At 45.2% G+C, this 21,985-nt stretch carries 18 protein-coding genes; 10 read left to right on the top strand and 8 right to left on the bottom strand.

Annotated features, from left to right (window positions below):
* The first annotated feature begins 2 nt into the window (after window positions 1-2).
* Window positions 3-1,583, top strand: a complete 1,581-nt coding sequence (locus tag AB4517_RS15770) for a hydantoinase/oxoprolinase N-terminal domain-containing protein (protein WP_372148646.1) — start codon at window positions 3-5, stop codon at window positions 1,581-1,583.
* A gap of 135 nt (window positions 1,584-1,718) precedes the next feature.
* Here the strand turns inward: AB4517_RS15770 and torS are convergent, their stop codons facing one another.
* Window positions 1,719-4,724 carry a TMAO reductase system sensor histidine kinase/response regulator TorS gene (torS, locus tag AB4517_RS15765; RefSeq protein WP_372148644.1) on the bottom strand — a complete coding sequence of 1,002 codons (3,006 nt, stop codon included), beginning with the start codon at window positions 4,722-4,724 and terminating at the stop codon, window positions 1,719-1,721.
* Between the two features lie 92 nt (window positions 4,725-4,816).
* Here torS and torT point away from each other — a divergent pair, with 92 nt between their 5' ends.
* Both torT and AB4517_RS15755 read left to right on the top strand, forming a co-directional pair.
* Window positions 4,817-5,845 carry a TMAO reductase system periplasmic protein TorT gene (torT, locus tag AB4517_RS15760; RefSeq protein ID WP_029235253.1) on the top strand — a complete coding sequence of 343 codons (1,029 nt, stop codon included), beginning with the start codon at window positions 4,817-4,819 and terminating at the stop codon, window positions 5,843-5,845.
* Window positions 5,846-5,905: 60 nt separating this feature from the next.
* Complete coding sequence (locus AB4517_RS15755; RefSeq protein WP_017060888.1) at window positions 5,906-6,361, top strand: methylglyoxal synthase; 456 nt, start codon at window positions 5,906-5,908, stop codon at window positions 6,359-6,361.
* 120 nt (window positions 6,362-6,481) lie between these two features.
* Here the strand turns inward: AB4517_RS15755 and AB4517_RS15750 are convergent, their stop codons facing one another.
* Together AB4517_RS15750 and helD are read right to left on the bottom strand one after the other, a co-directional pair.
* Entirely contained in the window at window positions 6,482-6,832 is a 351-nt protein-coding gene (locus tag AB4517_RS15750) for a VOC family protein (RefSeq protein ID WP_017071128.1), read from the bottom strand.
* Window positions 6,833-6,919: 87 nt separating this feature from the next.
* Entirely contained in the window at window positions 6,920-8,995 is a 2,076-nt protein-coding gene (helD, locus tag AB4517_RS15745) for a DNA helicase IV (protein WP_017067022.1), read from the bottom strand.
* A 177-nt stretch (window positions 8,996-9,172) separates the two neighbouring features.
* Between helD and yccS the strand changes: the two genes are divergently transcribed.
* The 5 genes from yccS to AB4517_RS15720 all read left to right on the top strand — a co-directional run bounded on the left by yccS (window position 9,173) and on the right by AB4517_RS15720 (window position 14,727).
* Entirely contained in the window at window positions 9,173-11,356 is a 2,184-nt protein-coding gene (gene yccS, locus AB4517_RS15740; RefSeq protein ID WP_372103237.1) for a YccS family putative transporter, read from the top strand.
* A 332-nt stretch (window positions 11,357-11,688) separates the two neighbouring features.
* On the top strand, window positions 11,689-11,874 hold the full coding sequence (locus AB4517_RS15735; protein WP_065584591.1) for a hypothetical protein: 186 nt from the start codon (window positions 11,689-11,691) through the stop codon (window positions 11,872-11,874).
* Between the two features lie 121 nt (window positions 11,875-11,995).
* Window positions 11,996-12,316, top strand: coding sequence for a hypothetical protein (locus AB4517_RS15730; protein WP_017060893.1), 321 nt, complete (start codon window positions 11,996-11,998; stop codon window positions 12,314-12,316).
* 161 nt (window positions 12,317-12,477) lie between these two features.
* Window positions 12,478-13,740 carry a hydroxymethylglutaryl-CoA reductase gene (locus AB4517_RS15725; RefSeq protein ID WP_029235254.1) on the top strand — a complete coding sequence of 421 codons (1,263 nt, stop codon included), beginning with the start codon at window positions 12,478-12,480 and terminating at the stop codon, window positions 13,738-13,740.
* Between the two features lie 75 nt (window positions 13,741-13,815).
* Window positions 13,816-14,727, top strand: coding sequence for a LysR family transcriptional regulator (locus tag AB4517_RS15720; RefSeq protein ID WP_017060895.1), 912 nt, complete (start codon window positions 13,816-13,818; stop codon window positions 14,725-14,727).
* Between the two features lie 75 nt (window positions 14,728-14,802).
* Here AB4517_RS15720 and AB4517_RS15715 read toward each other — a convergent pair whose 3' ends face one another.
* The 3 genes from AB4517_RS15715 to AB4517_RS15705 form a co-directional block, all read right to left on the bottom strand.
* Window positions 14,803-15,717, bottom strand: a complete 915-nt coding sequence (locus AB4517_RS15715) for a YjjW family glycine radical enzyme activase (RefSeq protein ID WP_372114235.1) — start codon at window positions 15,715-15,717, stop codon at window positions 14,803-14,805.
* A gap of 43 nt (window positions 15,718-15,760) precedes the next feature.
* Window positions 15,761-17,326, bottom strand: a complete 1,566-nt coding sequence (locus AB4517_RS15710) for a YjjI family glycine radical enzyme (RefSeq protein WP_017060897.1) — start codon at window positions 17,324-17,326, stop codon at window positions 15,761-15,763.
* A gap of 330 nt (window positions 17,327-17,656) precedes the next feature.
* Window positions 17,657-18,256, bottom strand: a complete 600-nt coding sequence (locus tag AB4517_RS15705) for a class I SAM-dependent methyltransferase (RefSeq protein WP_372148651.1) — start codon at window positions 18,254-18,256, stop codon at window positions 17,657-17,659.
* A 161-nt stretch (window positions 18,257-18,417) separates the two neighbouring features.
* On the opposite strand from AB4517_RS15705, the gene AB4517_RS15700 reads away from it, so the two are divergent.
* Entirely contained in the window at window positions 18,418-19,296 is an 879-nt protein-coding gene (locus tag AB4517_RS15700; protein WP_016797108.1) for a LysR family transcriptional regulator, read from the top strand.
* 57 nt (window positions 19,297-19,353) lie between these two features.
* Here the strand turns inward: AB4517_RS15700 and AB4517_RS15695 are convergent, their stop codons facing one another.
* Entirely contained in the window at window positions 19,354-19,704 is a 351-nt protein-coding gene (locus AB4517_RS15695) for a hypothetical protein (protein WP_017060899.1), read from the bottom strand.
* Window positions 19,705-19,998: 294 nt separating this feature from the next.
* On the opposite strand from AB4517_RS15695, the gene AB4517_RS15690 reads away from it, so the two are divergent.
* A complete protein-coding gene (locus AB4517_RS15690; protein ID WP_017064786.1) occupies window positions 19,999-20,895 on the top strand; it encodes a cation diffusion facilitator family transporter in 897 nt (298 codons plus the stop codon).
* Between the two features lie 47 nt (window positions 20,896-20,942).
* Here the strand turns inward: AB4517_RS15690 and yddG are convergent, their stop codons facing one another.
* Window positions 20,943-21,875 (bottom strand): aromatic amino acid DMT transporter YddG, encoded by a 933-nt coding sequence (yddG, locus tag AB4517_RS15685; protein ID WP_371721354.1) that lies wholly within the window; start codon window positions 21,873-21,875, stop codon window positions 20,943-20,945.
* Window positions 21,876-21,985 lie beyond the last annotated feature (110 nt).

Genomic DNA, 21,985 nt, shown 5'->3' with positions numbered 1-21,985 from the left:
GCATGACAAACATTACGCTTGATTACTGCCGTTTGGGCATTGACGTAGGTGGCACCAATACCGACGGTGTGCTGCTCGACGCAGACTTAAATGTGATTGCCAAAGTAAAAACCGCAACCACACATGATATTTCAACAGGGATCGACAACGCGATTTCTGCGCTATTAAACCAAGCAAGCATTGATGGTCAGCAAGTGAAACACGCGATGCTTGGCACCACTCAATGCACCAACGCAATTGTTGAACGAAAAGGCTTAGACAGAGTCGGCATGATTCGCTTAGCGCTTCCCAGTGGTGATAGCGTCCCGCCACTCTGTGGTTGGAGCAAAGCGTGGCAAAACCTGCTTGGTCAGCACTTCTACCAAGCGCACGGCGGCTATGAATACGACGGCCAGTTAATTGCCGATATTCAAGAGTCTGAGATCCGCGAGCTTTGCCAGAAAATGAAAGGCCATGTAGATTCCATTGCTATCTGCGGTGTGTTCTCTCCCGTCAACGGCGACCAAGAGCTTCAAGCAGCAGAGTGGATTCAACAAGAACTTCCGGGCGTGAACCTATCGTTATCCCATAAAGTCGGCAGTTTAGGGCTTTTAGAGCGTGAGAACGCCACTATCCTCAATGCGGCTCTGCAAGGTACAGCAAAACGATTCGTTGACGGCTTTTGCAGTGCACTCATCAATCATGAAATCCACACCACGCCTTATTTCGGTCAGAACGACGGAACACTGATGTCACAGCAGTTCGCATTGATGTACCCGATTCTTACCGTGGCTTGTGGGCCAACAAACTCGATTCGTGGAGCGAGTCACTTAACTAAGTTAAAAGACGCGATTGTGGTCGATGTGGGCGGCACTACGTCTGATATCGGCGTACTGACTCACGGCTACCCAAGAGAATCGAGCTTAGCAGTAGAAATCGGTGAAGTGAGAACCAACTTCCGTATGCCTGATATTTTGGCGTTAGCCATTGGTGGTGGTACCAAGGTTCGCTTTGAACAGCAGCGTATAGAGCTAGGCCCAGAAAGTGTTGGCCATACCTTGACGCAAACGGCGCGTAGCTTTGGTGGTGATGAACTTACGCTCACCGATATTGCACTCAAAACAGGACAAATGCAGTGGCAGGCAGAACATCAACTGAGTGATGAGATTGGTATCTCGAGCGAGCAAGCAAGTCAGGTGTATCAACAAATGGTGACTGACGTTGAGGAAGGCATCGATAAGATGAAGACTTCTGCAGCAAGTGTACCTGTAATTATGGTTGGTGGCGGTAGTGCACTATTCCCAGATCATTTTGAAGGTGTGAGCCAAGTGGTTCGTCCTGAGCACTTTGAAGTGGCTAATGCGATTGGTGTTGCATTGGGTGAAATATCAGGTCAATTCGATAAGATCGTACCGATTGACCCAGCATCACGTGAAGAGACCTTAAAGGGCTTGGAAGCGCAATCAAAGCAACTGGCGATTGAAACTGGCGCATGCAGCGATAATGTCGCGATCATTGAACGCAGCGAGATTCCATTAAGCTACCTACAAGGCAATATGGTTCACGTTAAGATCAAAGCTGCTGGACATATCAAGATGGCTTAGAGCCGTTCCTTGAAAGCCTTACTTAGATTCTTATTCGACAATAAAAAAGCAGGTCACTTCTTCATATTAAAACGGAGAAATAGCCTGCTTTTTGTTTTCTGTTCTTATTTTGGGGCTTTCCGCCCAATAGCCACTCTATAGTTGCTCTCGGAGCGCTGCTAACGAGTCTTTCACCAATTCAGGTAATGAGTCTGCATTATCGCGATATTGAAGTAATGGATCCTCGCTCGCTTCAATGCTCTGGCATAAAGCAAACAGTGCAGATAATCCTAGGCTGCCGGCAGACCCTTTCAGTTTATGAGCTAAAGACTTAATTTCACGAGCGTTGTCAGCGGCACTTGCCACAATCAGTTCATCGAGAGTGACTTGGCTGCTTTGGTCAAACAACCCAACAATCTGCACTATTTTTTCTCGACCGAGAATGGCCAAGTCGTCTTTGATAATCTTAGGGTTAATCATCTGCACAATCGGTTCTCCTTGATTATGTTCCGCGTCTTGGTTTGCTCGTTGTGTCGAGCTTGCAAATGCCAATGCTGATAAGTCTAGCTCGGTTTCCTGAGGTTTAGAGTTTAGCTGACAGCAAACAGCATCTGACGGATCCGGCTGAGGCAGCAACAGCGTGTGACCGTCCAACTGCTCAACAATCAATTCCGATAATGCTTCCTTCTCTAACGGCTTAGGTAAGAATCCATCAAAGCCAGACGACAAATAGCTTTCCACTTCTTCGTTAAACACATGAGCCGATACTGCGATCATTGGGGGTACTTTTCGAATTACGTCTTCTTCACTTTTATGCTGAAGCGCATCGTCTTTGAGTTGTTGAATTAACTCGACGCCATCGCAGTCGGGTAAGTTAATGTCCACCAGCGCAATATCGAACTCTTGCTCACTGAATATGGCTCTCGCTTCTTGTCCGGTTGTCGCAATCACAACCTCGTGCCCCAAGTTATGCAAGAAGCCTTCAGCAACGATGCAGTTTACGGGGTTATCTTCAATCAGAAATACTTTAGCTCGAATACACGCTTCAATGACCGGTACTTTCGTTTCTATCTTCTCACCGGCTTCAAGTGGCAGTGAGAACCAAAACTGGCTACCCTCGCCTTCTTCAGAATGAACGCCAATATCCCCGTTCATTGCCAACATGATGCTTTTACTGATCGCTAATCCAAGCCCTGTGCCGCCGGTTTTGTTGCGACCGCTATCGGTTTGGGTAAAGGCATCAAACAGACAAGCTTGTTCGCTAGCATCAATACCGACACCTGTATCTGACACTTCAAACATCACTCGATTTTCATCTTCGATATCTAAGCTGATAAAGATATCGACCGAGCCACTTTCCGTAAACTTAATCGCGTTACCGACCAAATTATTCAAGATTTGGCTGATTCGCGTTACGTCACCACGCCAATAGCGTTGCACATCACTTTCAATATGGAAATCAAAGTTCAGCTTCTTCTCAGCGGCACGCCCTTCCATCAATTGGTAGGTATCTTGAACCATCTGATGAAGATCAAACGAAGCAGTGCGGATTTCTAAATGCCCTGCTTCAATCTTTGAGTAATCCAACACGTCATTCAAAATCGCGAGTAGGTTCTTACCGCTGCGGTTAATGATGTCTGCATAGCCGGATTGCAGCGGGTCTAACCCGGTATCTTTGAGCAATCTTGCAGTACCTAATACACCGTTCATCGGCGTTCGTATTTCATGACTCATCGTCGCAAGGAAAGCGGATTTTGCGCGGCTTGCTTGTTCTGCGGCGTTACGAGCCTTAGCGTGGTTCCCTACCTCGATGTTCAGCTTCTCATTGGTCTTTTGCAGCTGGTAGGTTCGGTCTGTGACCAACTCTTCTAAGTGTTCTTTGTGCTCTTCAAGTTCGCGTTTCGCCTTTGCTTCACCCACCGCAACCACTTGTAGCGCCTGCGCGGTGTTTCTGGCAGTGATGATCGCCTCGCCCATATGAGCCAGCTCATCATTACCCTTTACCGAGATATCAATATTCAGGCGACCTTGTGCGATAGACATCAAGGCCGATGAGTATTCAGTAAGACGTTTAACAACCGAGATATACACCACTCGCCACACGATAAATGCAACGATAACCAAACCAATAACCGAAATCACAGACAGTGACCATTGAGCCAAATTCAATGTGCTGGTCAGCTCATCAACCGCTTTTTTGGTACTGCGGTTTGAATCATCAACCAGTTGGTTAACCGTTGTATTCAGCTGAGAGAACAGCTCCAACGTATTTTGCATCAGAAACTCTGACTTTTTGGTGTTCTCATATTGCTCTAATGAAATATCGAACACGACTTGGCGTTTTCTGAGCTCTTCTAGAAGCTGAGACATCTGCGCTGAACGAGTAGGATCTTCGACCGCTTTAACGCGGCGCGCCATGATTCTTAGGTTGGATTCAAATTCTGATTGGATTTGATGAATACGCTCTACGTTGGTAACGGTTTGCGTTTCTTCAATTTGGTTAAGCATTTTGAACGCCAGCAAATGCAATTCGTGTAGGCGCTCAGACAAATCAAGGTCAACCTCTACAAGCGCATCTAAGGCTTGGTAGGCTTTATCCGTTTCTTTGGTTTCTAGCAGGTCATAGATATGCGTGACGTTAGCAACCGCAATGGTAGCCGTGTTCAAAACTTGGGTTCGCGTCAACTGCTCTAGCTCTTCGGCCAATAGGCGCATCTCTTCGACACGAGACGACAACTCTTTGCTTAACCAAAGCTTACGCTCAACCGACACACCCAACTCAGCCAGTGTGTTAATAACGCTTTGAACATTGTTTTCGAGTTTATTGAGGAGCTGAGAATCGAAACTGTCGACACCAAGCTCTTTGATATGTTGAAGAAGCGACTCAAGTTGGTCAAACAGTACGGTGCCAGCCTCTTTTCTTTCAGCTTCGTTTCTCGCATTAGAAAGTGTTTGTACTGACGAAATAATACGGTTACTCAACTCAGAAACCAGACGAGCTTCGATCATGGCAGGAAGCGCCGAATCAACGACGTTTCTTTCCGTTTTGGCTACAAAGCTAAAACCAGAAACACCGATCAATGCAGACAATAGAACCAACAGTGCCATCACTAAGAATGAGGCCAGCAGCTTGCGTCCAATACTCGCTGAAGCTAACAACATAAACTCTAAACCTTAAAACGTTCTTCTTTACCCATGCAGAATACGCTATATTTTGCAGTGTTTCTTATCTAAAACCAACAAAACGGCAATTCATGCTATCTAGACCTTTCGCTTCAATAATTCTTCTCTCACTACTGGCCTCAGTGACTACTGTCGCAGGTGCTAGTGAGCCTTTGAGCCCAATAAAACCCGCCAATGCCACATCACAAAAAGAGAAAATCTGTGCCATTTATCCGCACCTCAAAGACTCTTATTGGTTGTCGGTAAACTATGGAATGATCTCTGAAGCAGAAAAGCAGCAAGTTGAGCTAAGAGTATTGGAAGCTGGCGGTTACCCCAACGTGGCCAAACAAGCCTCGCAACTGGTGCTTTGCACGCAATGGGGAGCCGATGCCATTATTTTAGGTACGGTTTCACCCGATGCGTATCATGACAATCTCAGCGATTGGGTTGGCTCGACGCCTGTGTTTGCTACGGTAAATGAGTTAACCGTCAATGAAGAACAACAGAAGGTATTAAAAGGTACGGTCGGTGTCGATTGGTACCAAATGGGATACCAAGTCGGAGATTTTTTGTCGAAACGACACCCGAAAGGATCAGGCGAAACACCTATCGCCCTGTTACTTGGTCCACAAGCAAGTGGCGGCACTAAGCCTGTGGCACTGGGGTTTTATGATGCGATCAAGTCGAGTGATATCAAAATCGCGATCAGCTATTGGGCAGATAACGATAAAGAACTGCAAAGAAACCTAGTACAACAGGTGATCGAGGAGCCGGATATCCAATATATAGTCGGAAGTGCCGTCGCGATTGAAGCAGCGATCAGTGAGCTACGAGCGGCCGATAAAACCGAAGAGATTGGGTTAATTTCGAGTTACTTAAGTCACGGAACCTACCGTGGTTTACTTCGTAACAAGGTACTTTTTGCGCCAACCGATAAAATGGTTGAGCAAGGTCGCTTGTCGGTAAAACAAGCCACGAGTTACTTACGCGGTCAACCTTACGAGCAACACAGCGCACCGATTATCGAAGCGCTGACACCTGCAACTCTCAAAGATCAAATTATCGCCGACTCATTGTCACCTTCTGAGTTTCGTCCGGTATTCAGTGTGAATCCATAGTGCTATATTGGCTGAAGAACTCAAAACAATAAAAACGAAACAACAATTTAGGGAACATTCATGCAAAAAACAACGCGCACTATGCCAACACACAAGCATATCGCTTTGGTCGCTCATGACCACTTCAAACCTGAGCTACTAAGATGGGTCAAAGAGAACAAAGAAAAACTACAAAAGCACTTCCTTTACGCAACGGGCACGACTGGTTCTTTACTAAGTAAAGAGACAGACTTAGCAATCAAGAGCATGATCAGCGGCCCTATGGGCGGTGACCAACAACTTGGCGCGCTTATCTCTGAAGGCAAGATCGATATGCTGATTTTCTTCTGGGATCCACTTAATGCTGTACCACATGACCCAGACGTAAAAGCACTGCTTCGTATCGCAAGTGTTTGGAACATTCCTGTGGCCACTAACCGCGCTACCGCTAATTTCTTGTTTAACTCTTCACTGCTTGAAGAAGAAGTAATCATCGAGATCCCAGACTACGAAGCGTACCTAGCTGAGCGCACGTAATCGCACGTTAAATGTGCTCTCTACTGAACAGACTAAAAAGCCTGCATTTTATCGCAGGCTTTTTTATGTCTCGTTTTCAGACATTAAACAGTTCAATCATAAAACAGTGCGAGAGTCTCTCTATTTATCGCTCCACACTGCCATCTCGTTGCCACTTGGCTCTCTGAAATGGAAACGTCTGCCGCCGGGAAAGCTAAAGATCTCACGGTTTATCTGACCACCAGCATCAATTACATCGCGCTCGGTTTGCTCAAGATCTTGGCTATAAAAAACCATCAGCGCCGCGCCATTATCCGTATTCGACGCCAGATCCGCCAAATAGAAGCCGCCCATTAAGCCTTTGCCTTCAAACGCAGAATACTCAGGGCCATAGTCTTCAAAGCTCCAACCAAACACTTGACTGAAAAATGCCTTAGTTGCGGCGATGTCTTTCGCAGCAAATTCAATGTAGTTAATAGAGCCGTGTTCCATAGCAAATTCCTTATGCTTTATGCGTCTGCCTTGTGATATTAGGGCAGGGATTGAAGATCTAATCTTAGACAATCAAGTCAAGTAACATCACTTTTTACGAACAACTGGGTAATCAGAACCATGCAGCTCCTGCACAAAGCCAGAGCCGTCGCCACTGTGCGTGATCCATACTTTCTCTTTTGCCCGCGTCATTGCTACATAGAATAAACGACGCTCTTCAGCATAAGGGAACGCGTCTGATGATTCAGTCAATGCGCCATCAATATGCAGCTGTTTCTTCTTGGTCGGGAACTGTCCTTCGTCAACACAAAGAATAATGACAAAGTCCGCCTCTTTACCTTTACTGCCGTGGCAAGTCATGAACTTGATATCAATGGAAGTGAAGATCTTCTTCCAGTCTTCCAACAACTCTGGCTTGTGGTAATGATTACGTCCAAGTAGCAGCACCGATTTATTGGTTTTGCCTTTGGATTGACGGTTCAGTTGATCAAGAATCTTCTCAACTTCTTTACTTGGCGCACTGTACACCGCCTTCTGCTTCTGTTGCTTGAAGCTGTTCAGTTCTTTCGGAATCTGAATTGGGTTTTCTTGTACAAAGCGATTAGCCACCGCACCTAACTGATTGTTAAAGCGGTAAGTCGTATCTAGGTGATGAATGGTCGAGCTTTCAAAACGATCCTTAAAGCCCGTGGTCAAATCCACATCCGCACCTGCAAACTGGTAAATCGACTGCCAGTCATCGCCTACTGCAAAAATAGAGGCTTGATGCTCGGCTTTAGACTGATTACACAGTGCTTCAACCAAGGCAAGACGATCAGGTGAGATATCTTGGTATTCATCGATCATGATGAACTTCCAAGGTGAGATAAACTTGCCCTTCTCGACATACTGAGTCGCTCGGCTGATCATGATTGAGAAGTCGATATGATTCTGTTCTTTCAGCTCCTTTTGCCACGCGGTTACACATGGCCAACACAGTGAAAGCTCGCTGTTGAGGCGCGCATAGTCTCGGTGATCAATCAGCTGTTGCTGTACTTCTTTTTTGGTTAAACCCGACGCATTCAACTGTTCTAGCTGCTTTTCAAGCCAACCGATCAATTTGAGGTTTGAAACGTGGCTACCAAGCTCATCGTCACCGGTTAAATAAGCGATTGGCCATTTAGACAAATGCTTTTGCCAACGTTTAAAGTTGGTCGGTGTCATCCAGTGCTTCTTCAACCAATCAATGCACCATGCTTGGCGTTGGTTGTCATCGAGCGCTAAAGGAGAAATAACCACACGTTCGGGTTCAACTTGATTCAGTATCTTTAAACCCAACTGGTGGAAAGTGCTGACTTGCACCTTCTCTGCTGATAAACCAATTTTGCTGTCGAGACGTTGCTTCATCTCTTCTGCCGCTTCACGACCAAAAGCGAGCAATAGCAACTCTTCAGCTTGAGCTTGATGGCTTTGCAGTAAATACGCGACGCGAGCCGTTAGAACACTGGTTTTACCCGAGCCTGCACCCGCTAAAATAAGGTTGTGATCATCATTCATCAACACCGCATATTGCTGCGATAAGTTCAGTGGTGACGACTCACATTGCGCAAACAACACTTCCCAGTTTTTTCGCTCGGTCTCTAGCCATTGCTGGTTTCTTTCAGCTTGCTTGATTTCCGTTTCAGATAACCATGGCTGCATTCTTGCGATGCGGTTTGGCATGCGTTGTGCGGCCTCTTCTAGCGTCATTGTCATACTCTCTAAGCCTGAGTTGACCATATCAACCCAAGTGTTGACCTTAGAATGCGGTAGAAAGGCTGGTAATTGCTCAAGACGTGTTAATTCAGCTTCCCACTGAGGTACGTGTTCAGCCAATTGTTCACATTGAGTGTCGTGCCACTTCTGATAAGCACTAACTGACGCGCGTGCAAATTGACGGCATTGATCCCAAGGTAAGCCTTGTACTAACCAACTGCGCTGTGTTCCATCTTGTTGATTAGCAAAAAATTGTAGCGATCCCCAGAACAATCCGCGCTTTATCGCGATCTTGCCACTCCAAATAGTAAATGGGATACGCTCTTCACTGCCTACTGAAGATAACAGCAAGCGTGGACCATCAAGTTCAACCTGATGATATTCATTTTGAATAAAAAACTGTGCAGTCTTGTTAGCGCTTAGCTGCATTGGAGTGTGCTCTTAATTGGGAATATTGAATTTATATCATGATGCAATGAGAATTAATAATATCTCATATCTTATCGACGCTTTCATGACCACCTACGGGCAATTATGGATAAGTATCAAATTCTTGTGCTTGATTTCTGTTAGGATTATGGTTTTTAGTGTGTCAAGTGAGCGACTGTGGACTTTTCAGCCAAATTACGCCTCTATTGGGCGAATAAAACCATAAATTACAGCGTATTAATTCTCATCACTCTGCTCGGCGTGGTGGTGCCTGCTTGGTATTATGGACAAAACACACTGATCACGCCTTTGATCTTAGGCGTTATTGCTGCGGCTCTTGCGGAAAGTGATGACAGCTTTACCGGGCGCTTGAAAGCACTCACGCTGACCTTTATCTGTTTCGCCGTTGCGGCTTTCTCTATTGAGCTTCTCTTCGATACGCCTTGGCTGTTCGCGATAGGGCTTTTTGTTTCAACCTTCTCTTTTATCATTCTCGGGGCAATTGGCCCTAAATACGCGAGTATCGCGTTTGGTTCTCTCTTGGTTGCCATCTATACCATGCTTGGTGCACACGAGAGCACCAACCTTTGGTTTCAACCGCTTCTACTATTAACTGGCGCCGCTTGGTACTACTTCATGTCGATGATTTGGCAGATAGTGTGGCCAATGCAACCTGTGCAGCAAAACCTAGCCACGGTATTCGATCAAATCGGTAATTACATCGATTCAAAAGCGGAACTCTTCTACCCAGTTTCAGACTTGATTCCCCAGCCACACCGAATCATTGAAGCCAAACTCAACGCGAGTACCGTTAACGCACTCAACATGTGTAAGGCGACGCTACTCAACCGCTCTAAGCGCGGACACATTGACGGCCCTAGTGACCGATTTCTTAACACCTACTTCATCGCACAAGATATTCATGAACGCGTAAGCTCTAGCCACTATCGTTATCAAGAGCTAGCAAAACACTTTGAACGCTCTGACGTGTTGTTTCGATTTAAGTATCTACTGGAAGCGCAGGCAACAGCTTGTAAAGAAGTGGCGAGCTCATTGAAAGTTGGCGCTGAATACCAGCATGGTGACAAGTCTGTATTGGCACTTGATGAGCTGATGTCATCGCTCAATCACCTGCACCAACAGAACAACCCTGAATGGAAATCACTGCTGAATCAGTTGGATTACTTATTCAATAACCTAGCAACCGTTGAAAAACAGCTCTCGAATATCAGCAACCCAGATGCAGAGAAGATTGAAGAAGGTGTATTGAACGATACCAACCCTCATACTTTGACGGCAATGTGGCACAAGATCAAAGCTAACTTGCACACCGATTCTATGCTATTCCGCCACGCGATTCGCATGGCGATCACTTTGACGCTGGGCTACGGGATTATCCAGGGTTTTGATATCGAACGAGGTTATTGGATTCTACTGACGACACTGTTTGTGTGTCAGCCAAACTACAGTGCAACCCGTCAAAAACTGACGGCGCGTGTCATTGGCACGGTCGCAGGCTTATTGATCGGAGTACCGTTACTGACTTTCTTCCCGTCGCAAGAGAGCCAATTAGTGTTCATTGTGATCAGTGGCGTGATGTTCTTTGCGTTTCGAATCAATAACTACGGGTTTGCGACCGGCTTTATCACACTGCTTGTGCTCTTCTGCTTTAACCAATTAGGTGAAGGCTACGCGGTAGTATTGCCAAGGTTAGCGGATACCTTTATTGGTTGTGCTCTCGCCGTGCTTGCTGTCATTTATGTGTTACCTGATTGGCAGTCGAAGCGACTGCACAAAGTGATGGCGAATGCGCTCGATTCCAATAAGAACTATCTCGCTCAGATCATCGGCCAATACCGTGTCGGTAAGAAAGATAGCCTAAACTATCGTATCGCTCGACGTAGTGCGCATAATAATGATGCAAACCTGACTGCCGCGATCAGTAGCATGTTGGTTGAACCGGGTAAGTACCGCACCTCTGAAGATGAGAGCTTCCGATTCTTAACACTCAATCATGCTCTACTTAGCTATATCTCGGCTCTGGGTGCTCACAGAACGCGTATTGATGATGAAGCGACACACAAACTGGTGCTAGATGCGCACAGAGTCATCCACCAGCATCTCGACGCTCTAAATGATCAACTCTATTCTCATAAAGAGCATTGTGAAGTGAAAAACGCTTATGACCCGGAGCTGGATAAACGTTTGAGTGAATGGCGAGAAGAAGATGAGAATTCTGTCAAAATGGTTCTACAACAGCTCCATTTGATCTATCGAATGCTTCCAGAACTGCATACCTTAGCGACCAAGTTTGCAGTTAAGGTTAAGATCGACAAGTCGTTTGAAACAGAAGCTTCTTGAGCAACAAACAAAATACCGTAAAAACAAAAAGATAACGCCAATTGCTTATCTTTTGATCATCGCAAATATTTATACATTGCTTTACCCATACCCCTAATTGGGTAGAGAAATTACTTACCTACCCTTGTGCCACAAGGGTTGAAGGCGTTTTTACATTATAGGAATTTTCTGACTTTGATTGACCAAGCCTTAGCTTTGCCTAACATTTCTCGGACAAAAAACGACCACAGGAATTTATAATTGTCTTAGTTTCAAGAAACTTCAAACATCATTTAAAATTCACTTAATCTTGTTTGATTTCCTGAATCAGTAGACTATGCTCTAAAGAGCATATGGATTTGAACAAAGGTCACACTATGAATACACAGCAATTTGAAGCATTTAAGCAGCAAATACAGCTTCTTAGCCCACAACAATTAAAAGCACTTCAGAGTGAGATCGACGGCAACCTCGAAACAGAGAAGCCTTCTTTGCTTACTGATGAAGAATTAAACGCGCTAAATGACCTGTTCAGTTAATAGACAGACATCACTATTTTAGCTTAAGTTCACATTTTCACCGTAAATTTCATCTGTTCACCATTGCGCTCAAAATATCGTCCGCCTAGACTCATTCCATACGTCAATAAAAGGTTCTGATATGTCGATATCTGGTATTCAATCTGGTTACGCCATTATTCAGCAATCCACCAACATGGCTGAAGAAGCCGCAATCGAGCTCAACCAAGCCTCCAAACACGCTCTAGAATCCGACGACACTTTCGAAGCTAGCGATCTCAGCTTTAATCAAATAGAGCCTGAACAAGCCATTTCCTTTAAAGACAAAGAACCTGAACCTGCTTCATCTTCAACCGATTCCCTGATTAAACTGACACAAAGCGCAAGTTATAACCGCGTTGGTGCAAGTGTGGTTGATCGTCAAAACGAAGCCATCGGTAGCCTTCTCGACATTCATATCTAAATTTCGCTCAAATACAGCCTATATTTCGCGAAACTTCGCTGCTTTTTGCTTCAACAACCACACAAACTGTAACTCATTATATCAGGCGCTTGTTTCTGGTTTATTACTCGGTAGAATCAGCGCAAACCAATTTGCTGCACAAACTTTACTTCATACTATTTATGCCAAAACTAAATCTGCATCGCCGTGACTATGTTTCTATTTTAGGAGGCGACATCTCCGCAGACGAATTAGAAAAAAAGCTTCAGCCTCATTTTGAAAAGCCAGTAAATAAGCTGACACCTAGCCCCTACCTGACAGAAAAGAATCTCACACGTCGCTGGACAGCGCTCGATAATGCAGATTCACAGCAAGAACTGCTCGACCCTCATACACAAAGTCAGTTCCAAGCTTATGAGAAAAACATTGAGCACTTTATTGGCACCGTTAAAGTCCCTGTGGGAATATCTGGCCCTTTAAGAGTCAATGGCCTATTTGCTACGGGCGATTACCTCGTACCACTCGCGACCACAGAAGCTGCGCTTGTCGCGTCTTATAACCGTGGTTCTAAGCTGATTACGGCTTGTGGTGGCGCAAGTGCTATGTTGCTCAATGAAGGCGTAACACGTACTCCTGGCTTTGCATTTCAAGGATTAGTTGAAGCCGGACAGTTTGTGGCTTGGGCTGTGACACAGTATGACCAGTTCAAGATCTTGGCAGAATCAACAACATCACACGGCAAGCTGACCGACATTAATATCAACATCGAAGGTAACCATGTTTACTTGGTGTTCGAATTTCTAACCGGAGACGCTTCTGGTCAGAATATGGTGACCATCGCAACCAATGCCGTGTTTGAGTACATCATCGAAAATACGCCAGTTAAGCCTGACCACGCTTTCCTTGATGGCAACTTGTCAGGCGATAAGAAAGCCAATACCCAAACCTTGCGCAGCGTTCGTGGCAAAAAGGTAACTGCTGAGGTTAATATCCCTGCAGAGCTTGTCGCGAAGTACCTACACACGACACCAGAGAAGATGGTCCAGTTTGGCCAAATGACCACAGTCGGTGGCGCTTTGAGCGGCACTATCGGTATCAACGCCCATTATGCGAATGCACTGGCGGCACTTTACATCGCTTGTGGCCAAGACGCGGCCTGTGTCGCCGAGTCAGCGATTGGTATGACGCGTATGGAACTCAACAAAGAAGGCGGTTTATACGCTAGCGTGACACTGCCTAACCTAATGGTGGGGACTGTCGGCGGTGGTACTGGCTTGCCAAGTCAAAAAGCCTGTTTAGATTTACTTGGGCTGCATGGTAACGGTAAATCACAAGCCCTAGCTGAAGTTTGTGCTGCACTGTGTTTAGCGGGTGAACTATCGATTGTGGGCGCATTTTGCGCAGGCCACTTTTCACGAGCGCACCATAAGCTAGCTCGTAAATAACCTTTATCCAATTTGGCTTGTTCGATTTTGTCGTTCATGCAAAATCACAAGCCAATCTGAATGCGTGAGTCATAAATGGATTACTTACACTTATCTAGGGTGAGCCTTAAGCACCTCACTGCGCTTCATATTATGCTGAACACCCACAGCGTCACTCAGACCTCAGAGCAACTCTGTGTCAGCCCTTCGAGTGTAAGCAAAACCCTGTCTCAGTTGCGTGACATCCTGAATGATGAGCTTTTCTATCGAGATGGTACCAAGCTTATCCCGACTCCCTTTGCTCTGAAGATAGCGCCCACTGTTCACGCAATTCTTTCAAGCATGAATGGACTGCTTCATCAAAAGAGTTTTACCCCTCAAGAGTACCAAGGCAGTTTTTCACTTTCGATGCGTGAAAGTACCTTCGAAGTATTTGCCTCTAAGATAAGTAAAATCACTACTGAACTGGCGCCAAACGCGAAGCTCAACATCTATTCGAAACAACAGCTCGGCTTCGATGCTTTACTCAGTGGCAAGGTCAATTTGATCTTGTTGCCTCATGATATATCTCAGCCGCCGACCGATAACAAAGAGCTGGTTTGGGAAACAATTCTTCCAGATGAAATGGTTTGTTTGATGGGCGCACACCACCCTCTCGCTCAGCAAGAACTGACGGTAGAAGGCTACTTAGATTACAAGCACATTGGGATTTTAGATAACGAACTGTCTCAGCCTTACTTTGAACAAAACTTGGTTCAATGCCACCAACCAAGAGAGATGGCAATATCGGTCGCGGACTTCGGCGCTGCGGCTGTGTTGTGTCACCACACACCTTTCCTGTTCACTTGCTCTAAACAGTGGGCTGAGCATGCTAAACAAGCTCAGGGCTTAGTGAGCAAGCCCTTGCCTTTTGATTACGGTAAGGTGGCGTACAGCTTGGTGTGGAATAAACCCAACATGAATGATCAAGCGATCAAATGGTTGTGTGACCTGTTTTTAGAAGCTTAATATTTTTAGAGACTTAATATCTTTAGAAAGTTAACGTTCTTTGAAGCCTGATTGACCGCCTAAGAAATCTAAAGACTAGGTATAAACCTCAGGAGTTTGCATCGGTCTTTGAACTATGGTGTAGAGCTTATCGTGAAAGCTCTGCATCTGTTTTTCGGTGCATTTCGGCCAATCTAACGCGTCGCCAATGACACCATGATGCTGAAACGCATTCAGCCGAATTCGAATATCACTTGGTAGAGTCTTCAAGTAACGCCCCACTTGTTCAATTTCGTCCTCAAGATCGCTTTTATTTGGGATATGTAGCAACCTAACTTCGTGCAGTTTTCCTTTATCTGCTAAGTAGTTAATGGTTTCAAACACCCTATGATTACCTCTACCCACTAACCATTGATGTGTTTCCGATTGCCATGATTTTAGGTCAATCATCGCGCCATCAAGGTAAGGTAATACTCGCTCCCACCCTTGTTGAGGCAACGAGCCGTTACTGTCAATAAAACACGTTAAGTGTGCCAATTGCGGATCGCTTTTAATCGCTTGAAATAGCTCGATGATAAACGGCAATTGCATGGTCGCCTCACCACCTGAAACGGTGATACCACTCAGGAAGAACTGATTATGCCTAACCAGTTCAAGTACCTCGGATACCGTCATCGTGGTGATTTTGGGGCTCGACTTATGATCACAAATATCGACGCACTGATCGCAGTTGGTACACGCGACCGGATCCCACTTCACCTTACCATCTACAGAGCTTAATGCGCCGCTTGGACACCCACTTATGCAGTCTCCGCAATGGTTACAGTGATTAATAGTGTGTGGGTTATGGCAGGTTATACAATCGAAATTGCACCCTTGTAGAAACAGCACTAGGCGATTTCCCGGTCCATCAACACAAGAAAAGGTCAGCACACGGCTGACCTTCGCTTGTTTTTCTGTCTTATTATTTTTAACCCTAGCCATTTGAGTTGTTAGATCAGAAATTTTCATAATTCACATTGTTCGTATTCGAAACGCATAACACACGTTAAAGCTATTCGTATGTCGGCGACATCTCTAAACTCGCCACGCGTGGTTTACGCTCTAATATGCCCGTGTTCTTCGCAGCTTCGGCACCTAAAAAGGTGGTATTGGTGCGTGAGCCTTGCTCGTCATATTTGGCAATGTCAGATAGCTTAATCATGTAACCCGTGACACGAACCAAATCATTTGATGCAACGTTAGCCGTGAACTCTCGGTAACCCGCTTGAATCGCGCCTTTACACAGGTTAAACATCGCTTCAGGGTTAGATTTCACTGTTTCGTCGATGGTCAGAATGTCACTGATGCCCGAGGTGTAGAACTTATGGTGACCCGCGGTTGCACGAACGTAAGAGACAGGATCCGGTTCGGTACCATAAGGAATACGGACACCCGGCGTCACATCTTCATCTAAGCTAATACCGCCTTGAGCATGCAGCAGAGCTTTACCTTCTAATCCATATTTCACTTCAGAGCGTTCAACGATCTCAGCCAGCTTTTCAGAGATACGATGACCAAGCTGATTCGCCAGTTCATCGTGACCATAACGCCCTGCTTGACCTTCTTTCTCCAACAAGATGTTGACTGCTTCCGCCATGCCGTAAATACCAAACATTGGCGCAAAGCGATCCTCTTCGATCAAACCTTCTTTGGTTAAGAAGCCTTCGAAGAAGTTAGACTCTTCATGCAAGAAGCGGCTTCGAACGTTCATCAACTCAACCATGATGCCACTGTAGTTCGGCAATACTTGTTGTAAGAAATCAGCACTGTCCTCAGACTTCAACGCCACTTGCTTAAGGTTCATACGCACCAAGGTGTTTGAACCACCCGCTAACGGCAGAGAGTTGTAGCAGCTCACAATACCAAAACGCTTATCGCCGTAAGCCTCGGCATGCGCTGGATAGTTTGCAATATGTGGTTTACTGCATTCACAGATGTTGCTCGCCGCATGACGAAGTAGATCATCAGGTGTCACGGCTGGGTCGTACATAAAGGTTAAGTTTGGCGCGATCTGCTTCAATTCAGCGTCTACACGTAAAATCGTACGGCAGATAATGTTGTCTGTCGGGCCGATATTCACATGCATAAAGGCGTCTGGCAGTGTGCGATCCAACATGATCCAGAACAGCTTAATCTTTTGGTATACCTGCTCTTCTGTTAAGTCGCCCACGAAAGGCATCAACACATCATCCAACTGACCTAGGTAAACCGGAATTGAAGTGACAGACGGAACATGGTGGTAAAGGATGGTAAGCATGTTCAATGCTTCATCGAAGTTGGTTGCCGCGCTAAGCTCTAAATACTCTGAGCCTTGATGTAAGTATTTAGAATAATCTGGAAGTACATAGCGCGGCTTAAATGGGGCGTGCCCTTCAAACATGTCACACAGCACACCTTGTTGTAAGGCTTGCTCTACTTCTTTGCTTACCGGCATATACGGTAAGCTGGCTTCAGCTTCTAAGGCAAGATAGCTCGACTTCTGTTTTGGTGACAGGTTGGCATCTGAAATGATATTGCTAAAGCGTTGTTGTTGCTCTGAAAGTGGTGAAGAAGTAGATGACGCAGATTGGTGGCTCATGATTAAACCCTTAGTGTTGTTATGGGCTTATTTTATATCTCACCGTTATATTTCCACTAATGAAATGTATGCAAGACTACATTTCCAAAATGGAAATAAATAATTTGTAAATTAGCGGTGTTGAGTTTTCTATGAGCGAGATGAGAAATTGAGAAATAGAGAAATAGAGAAACCAGAGTTAGTAGTGAAGAAATGAGAAAGCGCTAATTCGTTCTGTTTAAAACGATAGCGCCAAAAAGAGAAAACCCACATAACTGACGTTAGAGTCGTTAATGTGGGTTTAGTAGTTTAAATGAGCATTCTGAATGCTAGCTCAAGGCATACACACGATTACAGATCTGGAAGCGCTTGTTTACGTCCAACACCCATTAATACCTTTAACTCTCCTTGTGGAGTGTCAATCGAGAACGGTGTAGAGACTTCAACTACTGCAAAGCCCGCTGCACTCAATACATTTTCTGAGCGCTGTTGGCTTACACCGTAGTCTTCACTGTCGCTTTCCAAGTACCAATCCCAGTGTACAAACGTACCGTCGTTTTCAAGCAGCGTGTAAATCAGACTGACTGTGTCTTGTAGGTTCGGGATAAAACCACACACCGAAGAGGCTACCACTAGGTCAAACTGGTTTCTGAATGCTGGATGCTGCGCTGCAAGTCCGCGCGATAAAATATCAACTACCGGTTCAACGTTAGGTAACTCTTTCTTATCTAACTCTTCAATCATCCCTTCAGAGATATCAAGTGCGATGATCTCTTTTGCTAAAGGAGATATTTTCTGGCTGAGTAGTCCTGTACCACAACCAAAATCAAGGACACGGGTTCCGTTTAAATCAACGAGCTGTGTTAACTGGTCAAATACGGATTGTGCGAATACTGCGGTTGAGGGATCTTTATCCCAATCAACGGCGTATTCGTCCCATTGTTTCGCCATCATGGCCTCCATCTTTACTTCTTGTAGGTTCGGAACTTCCCCAGAGTAAACCAAATTAGTCAATTCGTCATAGAGTTATCATGCAAAGATGGACTATTTCTAAGATAGTCAGCACAATATTCAGATAATATGCACCGACCCCCGCTCAATATGGAAATGAAATGAACCTTTCTCAAGTCCAAGCCTTTTGTTCCGTTGCTGATTTAGGATCAGTTTCTGAAGCTGCACGCCAGTTAGAATGCAACCGAACCAAACTCAGCATGTCGATTAAAGCCTTGGAAAAAGAGTTAGATGTCGAGCTGTTCGTCCGCAGCGGAAACCACGTTGAGCTTTCAGAAGCGGGTAAAGCAATTTACAAAGATTGCGAAGGCATGTTGGTGACAGCCGCGCGTATTAAACAAACCTGCTTACATGTCTCGGGCGAATTCAACGCAGAGATTTGGATAGCGCGAGATGACTCCCTACCCGATGAAATGTGGCAGGACTTATCTCACGCCTTAAATAACAAGTACCCTTCTACCTCATTCAACTTCGTTCTCGCATCGAGCGGTGACTTAGCTAACCTAGTTGAAACTCAGCAAGTCGACTTCGCATTTGGTGTCGATTACGAACGCGTCGATGACCCAAGAATTATCTACAACCCGCTTGGTAAGATTCGAATGATGTCTGTATGTAAGAAAGGACATGATTTGAGTGCGATGCGACGAGTGTCTGATGAAGTACTGAGAAATTCGATGCAAGCAACCATGGTTTATCTTAATGAAAAGGATAATCCTGAGCTTGAGCCCTTCTCGCGTCGTTACATTGGCTTCTCTAGCTTCGACTTTATGTTGGATACGATTCTACGTGAAGAAGCATGGGGCGTAATGCCTGAGCCATTGATTCGCCATTTACTGCGTGAACAAGAGCTTGCCGTGATCAAACACACCTACGGTTTAACACAAGAAGACTACTGTATGTTTACCGCGGCTGGCATGGCAGAGCACCCAGGAATGAATTGGTTGGCCGACCAGCTTAGTGATTATTTGTTTGATTTCTAGCTCGCGCTTATTGCTTATCGTCGATAACAAAGGGAAAAACCACAAACAGCACTACTCCTAAAAGACCATCACGTGATCCACTAAATAGCGTCCGTCTTCTTCAACCAATACCATTTCAGCGACAAACTCACCTTTGGCGATGGTGTAAGCTTGTTTCCACACAAAGGCGATGGAGTCTGAACGTCTAAATAAAGCAACTTGCTCACGCTCAGCAAAAAAGCCATTACTGTGCTGATAATGGTGACACACCTTTTCTAAATATTCTGGCGTAACAATGTCTTTCATCCTTTGAGTAAAATCTCGACAGTGCTGTTCATGATCAACCTTAGTTGAACCATCCATCAGATTATCCATGATCGGGTTAGCAATCGCCCACAACTCATTATCACTGATATCGTCAAACTTCATATTGATTCACTCCTTGTCCATCGCAGTCGCAGTCGCAGTCAAATCTAGAAGACCAATAAGACCTTAGCGACTAATGTGTTTTATTAATCATAAACGATCCTATTTCAGTTGCACACCATCACCAAAAAACACTCAACGTCAACTTTATTGACACCACACCCTGATCTTAAGTCACTGAATTTTATTGATTTATATGTTCGAATTAAATAAGACATATAAACATCATCAGATAAAGTTTGTAAAGTTAGCTCATTATTAGAACAATGAAGTTATCAAAAACATCTGGAAAATATTATGTGTGACAGGAAAAGCCAAAACGAAAATCGAGTACTATTGTTCTCAGCCCTTTTAGCATCAGGCTTCGCAATTGGCGGATTGGTGTTGGGTCTTCTCGTTGGCTCTCTGGTCATAGTATTTGACGGTGTCTATTCTCTTATCAGCTTACTGTTAACTTTATTGTCACTAGCTGCCTCGAAATACATCAATCGCCCTTCGGACACTGAGTTCCCGTTTGGTCGAGCTATCATCGAGCCGATTGTGATTGCGATTAAAGCCGTTGTGATTCTTCTTGTGGTTGGTTATTCACTTTACTCTGCGATTGGTGCCCTAATGACGGGTGGCCGTGAAGTTGATGCTTCTATCGCAACTCTGTTTGGTATTTTCAACGTACTGGGTTGTGGTTACGCTTGGTGGTACATCGCGAATAAGAGTAAACGTATTTCTTCAGGTCTGATTCAGGCTGAGTCTAAACAGTGGCAAATGGATACGCTACTGAGTGTAGCGGTAACCGCGGGTTTCGTAGCGGCTTGGTTAATTACTTTTTCTCCGCTTGCAGAATACGCAGTGTATGCCGACCCAATGATGATGTTGCTAATGTCTTTCTACTTCATCAAAGTGCCTTTCGACATGTTACGTGAGGCGATGCGCGAACTGCTTATGATGTCGGCAAACAAAGATATTTGTGATGCGGTAGATAAGAACGTTGTCGCGGTAGACAAAGAAGCGGAGCAAGATTTGGAGCTGATGGGTGTGACTAAGGTTGGTCCAGAATTACGAATCAATGTTGATATTCATACCAACGACCAACAAGCGATTGCGGTCGATGATATTGAACGTACGCGCCGCCAACTTAAGCGACGCTTATCGAAGATGCCTTATGAGCTTCAATTGAATCTCAATATCGCGAGTTAAGAGTCGAGAGTTAAGAACCAAGAGCTAACCAATCAACCTCTCGCTGACTAAGACTCTGATTGAACCTTTTTAGAAGCCGACGCCGTAACCGTCGGCTTTTTGTCTCTGGTTACCCACCAGCAAGCTAAAGAGCCAATCGTTACCATACAAACGCCCTGCCAAAACGTCATGCTCAATGACAAACCCAAAATAATAGAAGACAGTAAGGTCGCAAAAATAGGCGTGAAATACGACATGGTCGCCAAAAACACCATATTGCCGCCAAGTATCGCTGTATTCCAAAGCGCGTAACCTGCGCCCATACACACGCCTGCCAACACTAAGTCAATCGCAGCACTGGTTGTCATCACCATGCCGGTTTCGTTACTCAATGCGTATTTGATCCACAAGGTGATTGCCGTTGCGATAAAGAACAACACAATCGCATTCTGCCCTTTCGCCACTTTCTGAGTGTAATTACAGTAAACCGCCCAAATAATCGCGCCGAAAAACGCCATTGAATAAGTTTTTGGGTTAGTAGCAACATTGGCAGCGATTTGTTCAACAGAAAGCCCCTGATCGCCGCTGATGCTCCAAGCGACGCCAAAGAAGGCCAAGAAGATACTTGGGTAAACCAACCAGTTAATTTTCTTGTCGCTCAGCAGCACCGCAAATAACACCGTCAGTGCTGGCCATAAGTAGTTGATGACAGCCATTTCCAAGGCTTGATGTCTATTGTTTGCCATTCCTAAAGCCAGAGCCAAGAAGATCTCATAACAAACGAACAAGGTGCCGCCAATCAGCAAATAAGACTTAGAAAAGCGTGACAGCTTTGGTAGACCCATAACACAGATCAACAACAGCGCACTCACCGTGTAAAGGCTGGCCGCACCACCGATTGGGCCCAGTTGTTCAGATACGCTTCGAGACAGCGCGATTAAGCAGCTCCAAAGTAGAATGGCAGCAATGCCGTAGCAGCTATGGCGATGAGATTTAAACACACCTCTTCCTTTTCTTTATTGTCATTGGGTAATCAAAGCGAGCTTAAAGCAAAGATAGACTTAAGCACCACTATCGATAACTTACAGTAGGTAAATCGAGTAGGAGGAGG

The sequence above is a fragment of the Vibrio sp. 10N.222.52.C3 genome (genome assembly GCF_041474195.1).
In the GTDB taxonomy this organism is placed as follows: Bacteria; Pseudomonadota; Gammaproteobacteria; order Enterobacterales; family Vibrionaceae; genus Vibrio; species Vibrio crassostreae_C.
This window is presented reverse-complemented; position numbering and strand designations above follow the sequence as displayed.

Excerpts from the sequence above, each read along its gene's own strand:
- AB4517_RS15770 (WP_372148646.1), top strand. The coding sequence starts at position 3 with ATGACAAACATTACGCTTGATTACTGCCGTTTGGGCATTGACGTAGGT.
- torS (WP_372148644.1), bottom strand. The coding sequence starts at position 4,724 with ATGTTGTTAGCTTCAGCGAGTATTGGACGCAAGCTGCTGGCCTCATTC.
- torT (WP_029235253.1), top strand. The coding sequence starts at position 4,817 with ATGCTATCTAGACCTTTCGCTTCAATAATTCTTCTCTCACTACTGGCC.
- AB4517_RS15755 (WP_017060888.1), top strand. The coding sequence starts at position 5,906 with ATGCAAAAAACAACGCGCACTATGCCAACACACAAGCATATCGCTTTG.
- AB4517_RS15750 (WP_017071128.1), bottom strand. The coding sequence starts at position 6,832 with ATGGAACACGGCTCTATTAACTACATTGAATTTGCTGCGAAAGACATC.
- helD (WP_017067022.1), bottom strand. The coding sequence starts at position 8,995 with ATGCAGCTAAGCGCTAACAAGACTGCACAGTTTTTTATTCAAAATGAA.
- AB4517_RS15735 (WP_065584591.1), top strand. The coding sequence starts at position 11,689 with ATGGATTTGAACAAAGGTCACACTATGAATACACAGCAATTTGAAGCA.
- AB4517_RS15730 (WP_017060893.1), top strand. The coding sequence starts at position 11,996 with ATGTCGATATCTGGTATTCAATCTGGTTACGCCATTATTCAGCAATCC.
- AB4517_RS15725 (WP_029235254.1), top strand. The coding sequence starts at position 12,478 with ATGCCAAAACTAAATCTGCATCGCCGTGACTATGTTTCTATTTTAGGA.
- AB4517_RS15720 (WP_017060895.1), top strand. The coding sequence starts at position 13,816 with ATGGATTACTTACACTTATCTAGGGTGAGCCTTAAGCACCTCACTGCG.
- AB4517_RS15715 (WP_372114235.1), bottom strand. The coding sequence starts at position 15,717 with ATGAAAATTTCTGATCTAACAACTCAAATGGCTAGGGTTAAAAATAAT.
- AB4517_RS15710 (WP_017060897.1), bottom strand. The coding sequence starts at position 17,326 with ATGAGCCACCAATCTGCGTCATCTACTTCTTCACCACTTTCAGAGCAA.
- AB4517_RS15705 (WP_372148651.1), bottom strand. The coding sequence starts at position 18,256 with ATGGCGAAACAATGGGACGAATACGCCGTTGATTGGGATAAAGATCCC.
- AB4517_RS15700 (WP_016797108.1), top strand. The coding sequence starts at position 18,418 with ATGAACCTTTCTCAAGTCCAAGCCTTTTGTTCCGTTGCTGATTTAGGA.
- AB4517_RS15695 (WP_017060899.1), bottom strand. The coding sequence starts at position 19,704 with ATGAAGTTTGACGATATCAGTGATAATGAGTTGTGGGCGATTGCTAAC.
- AB4517_RS15690 (WP_017064786.1), top strand. The coding sequence starts at position 19,999 with ATGTGTGACAGGAAAAGCCAAAACGAAAATCGAGTACTATTGTTCTCA.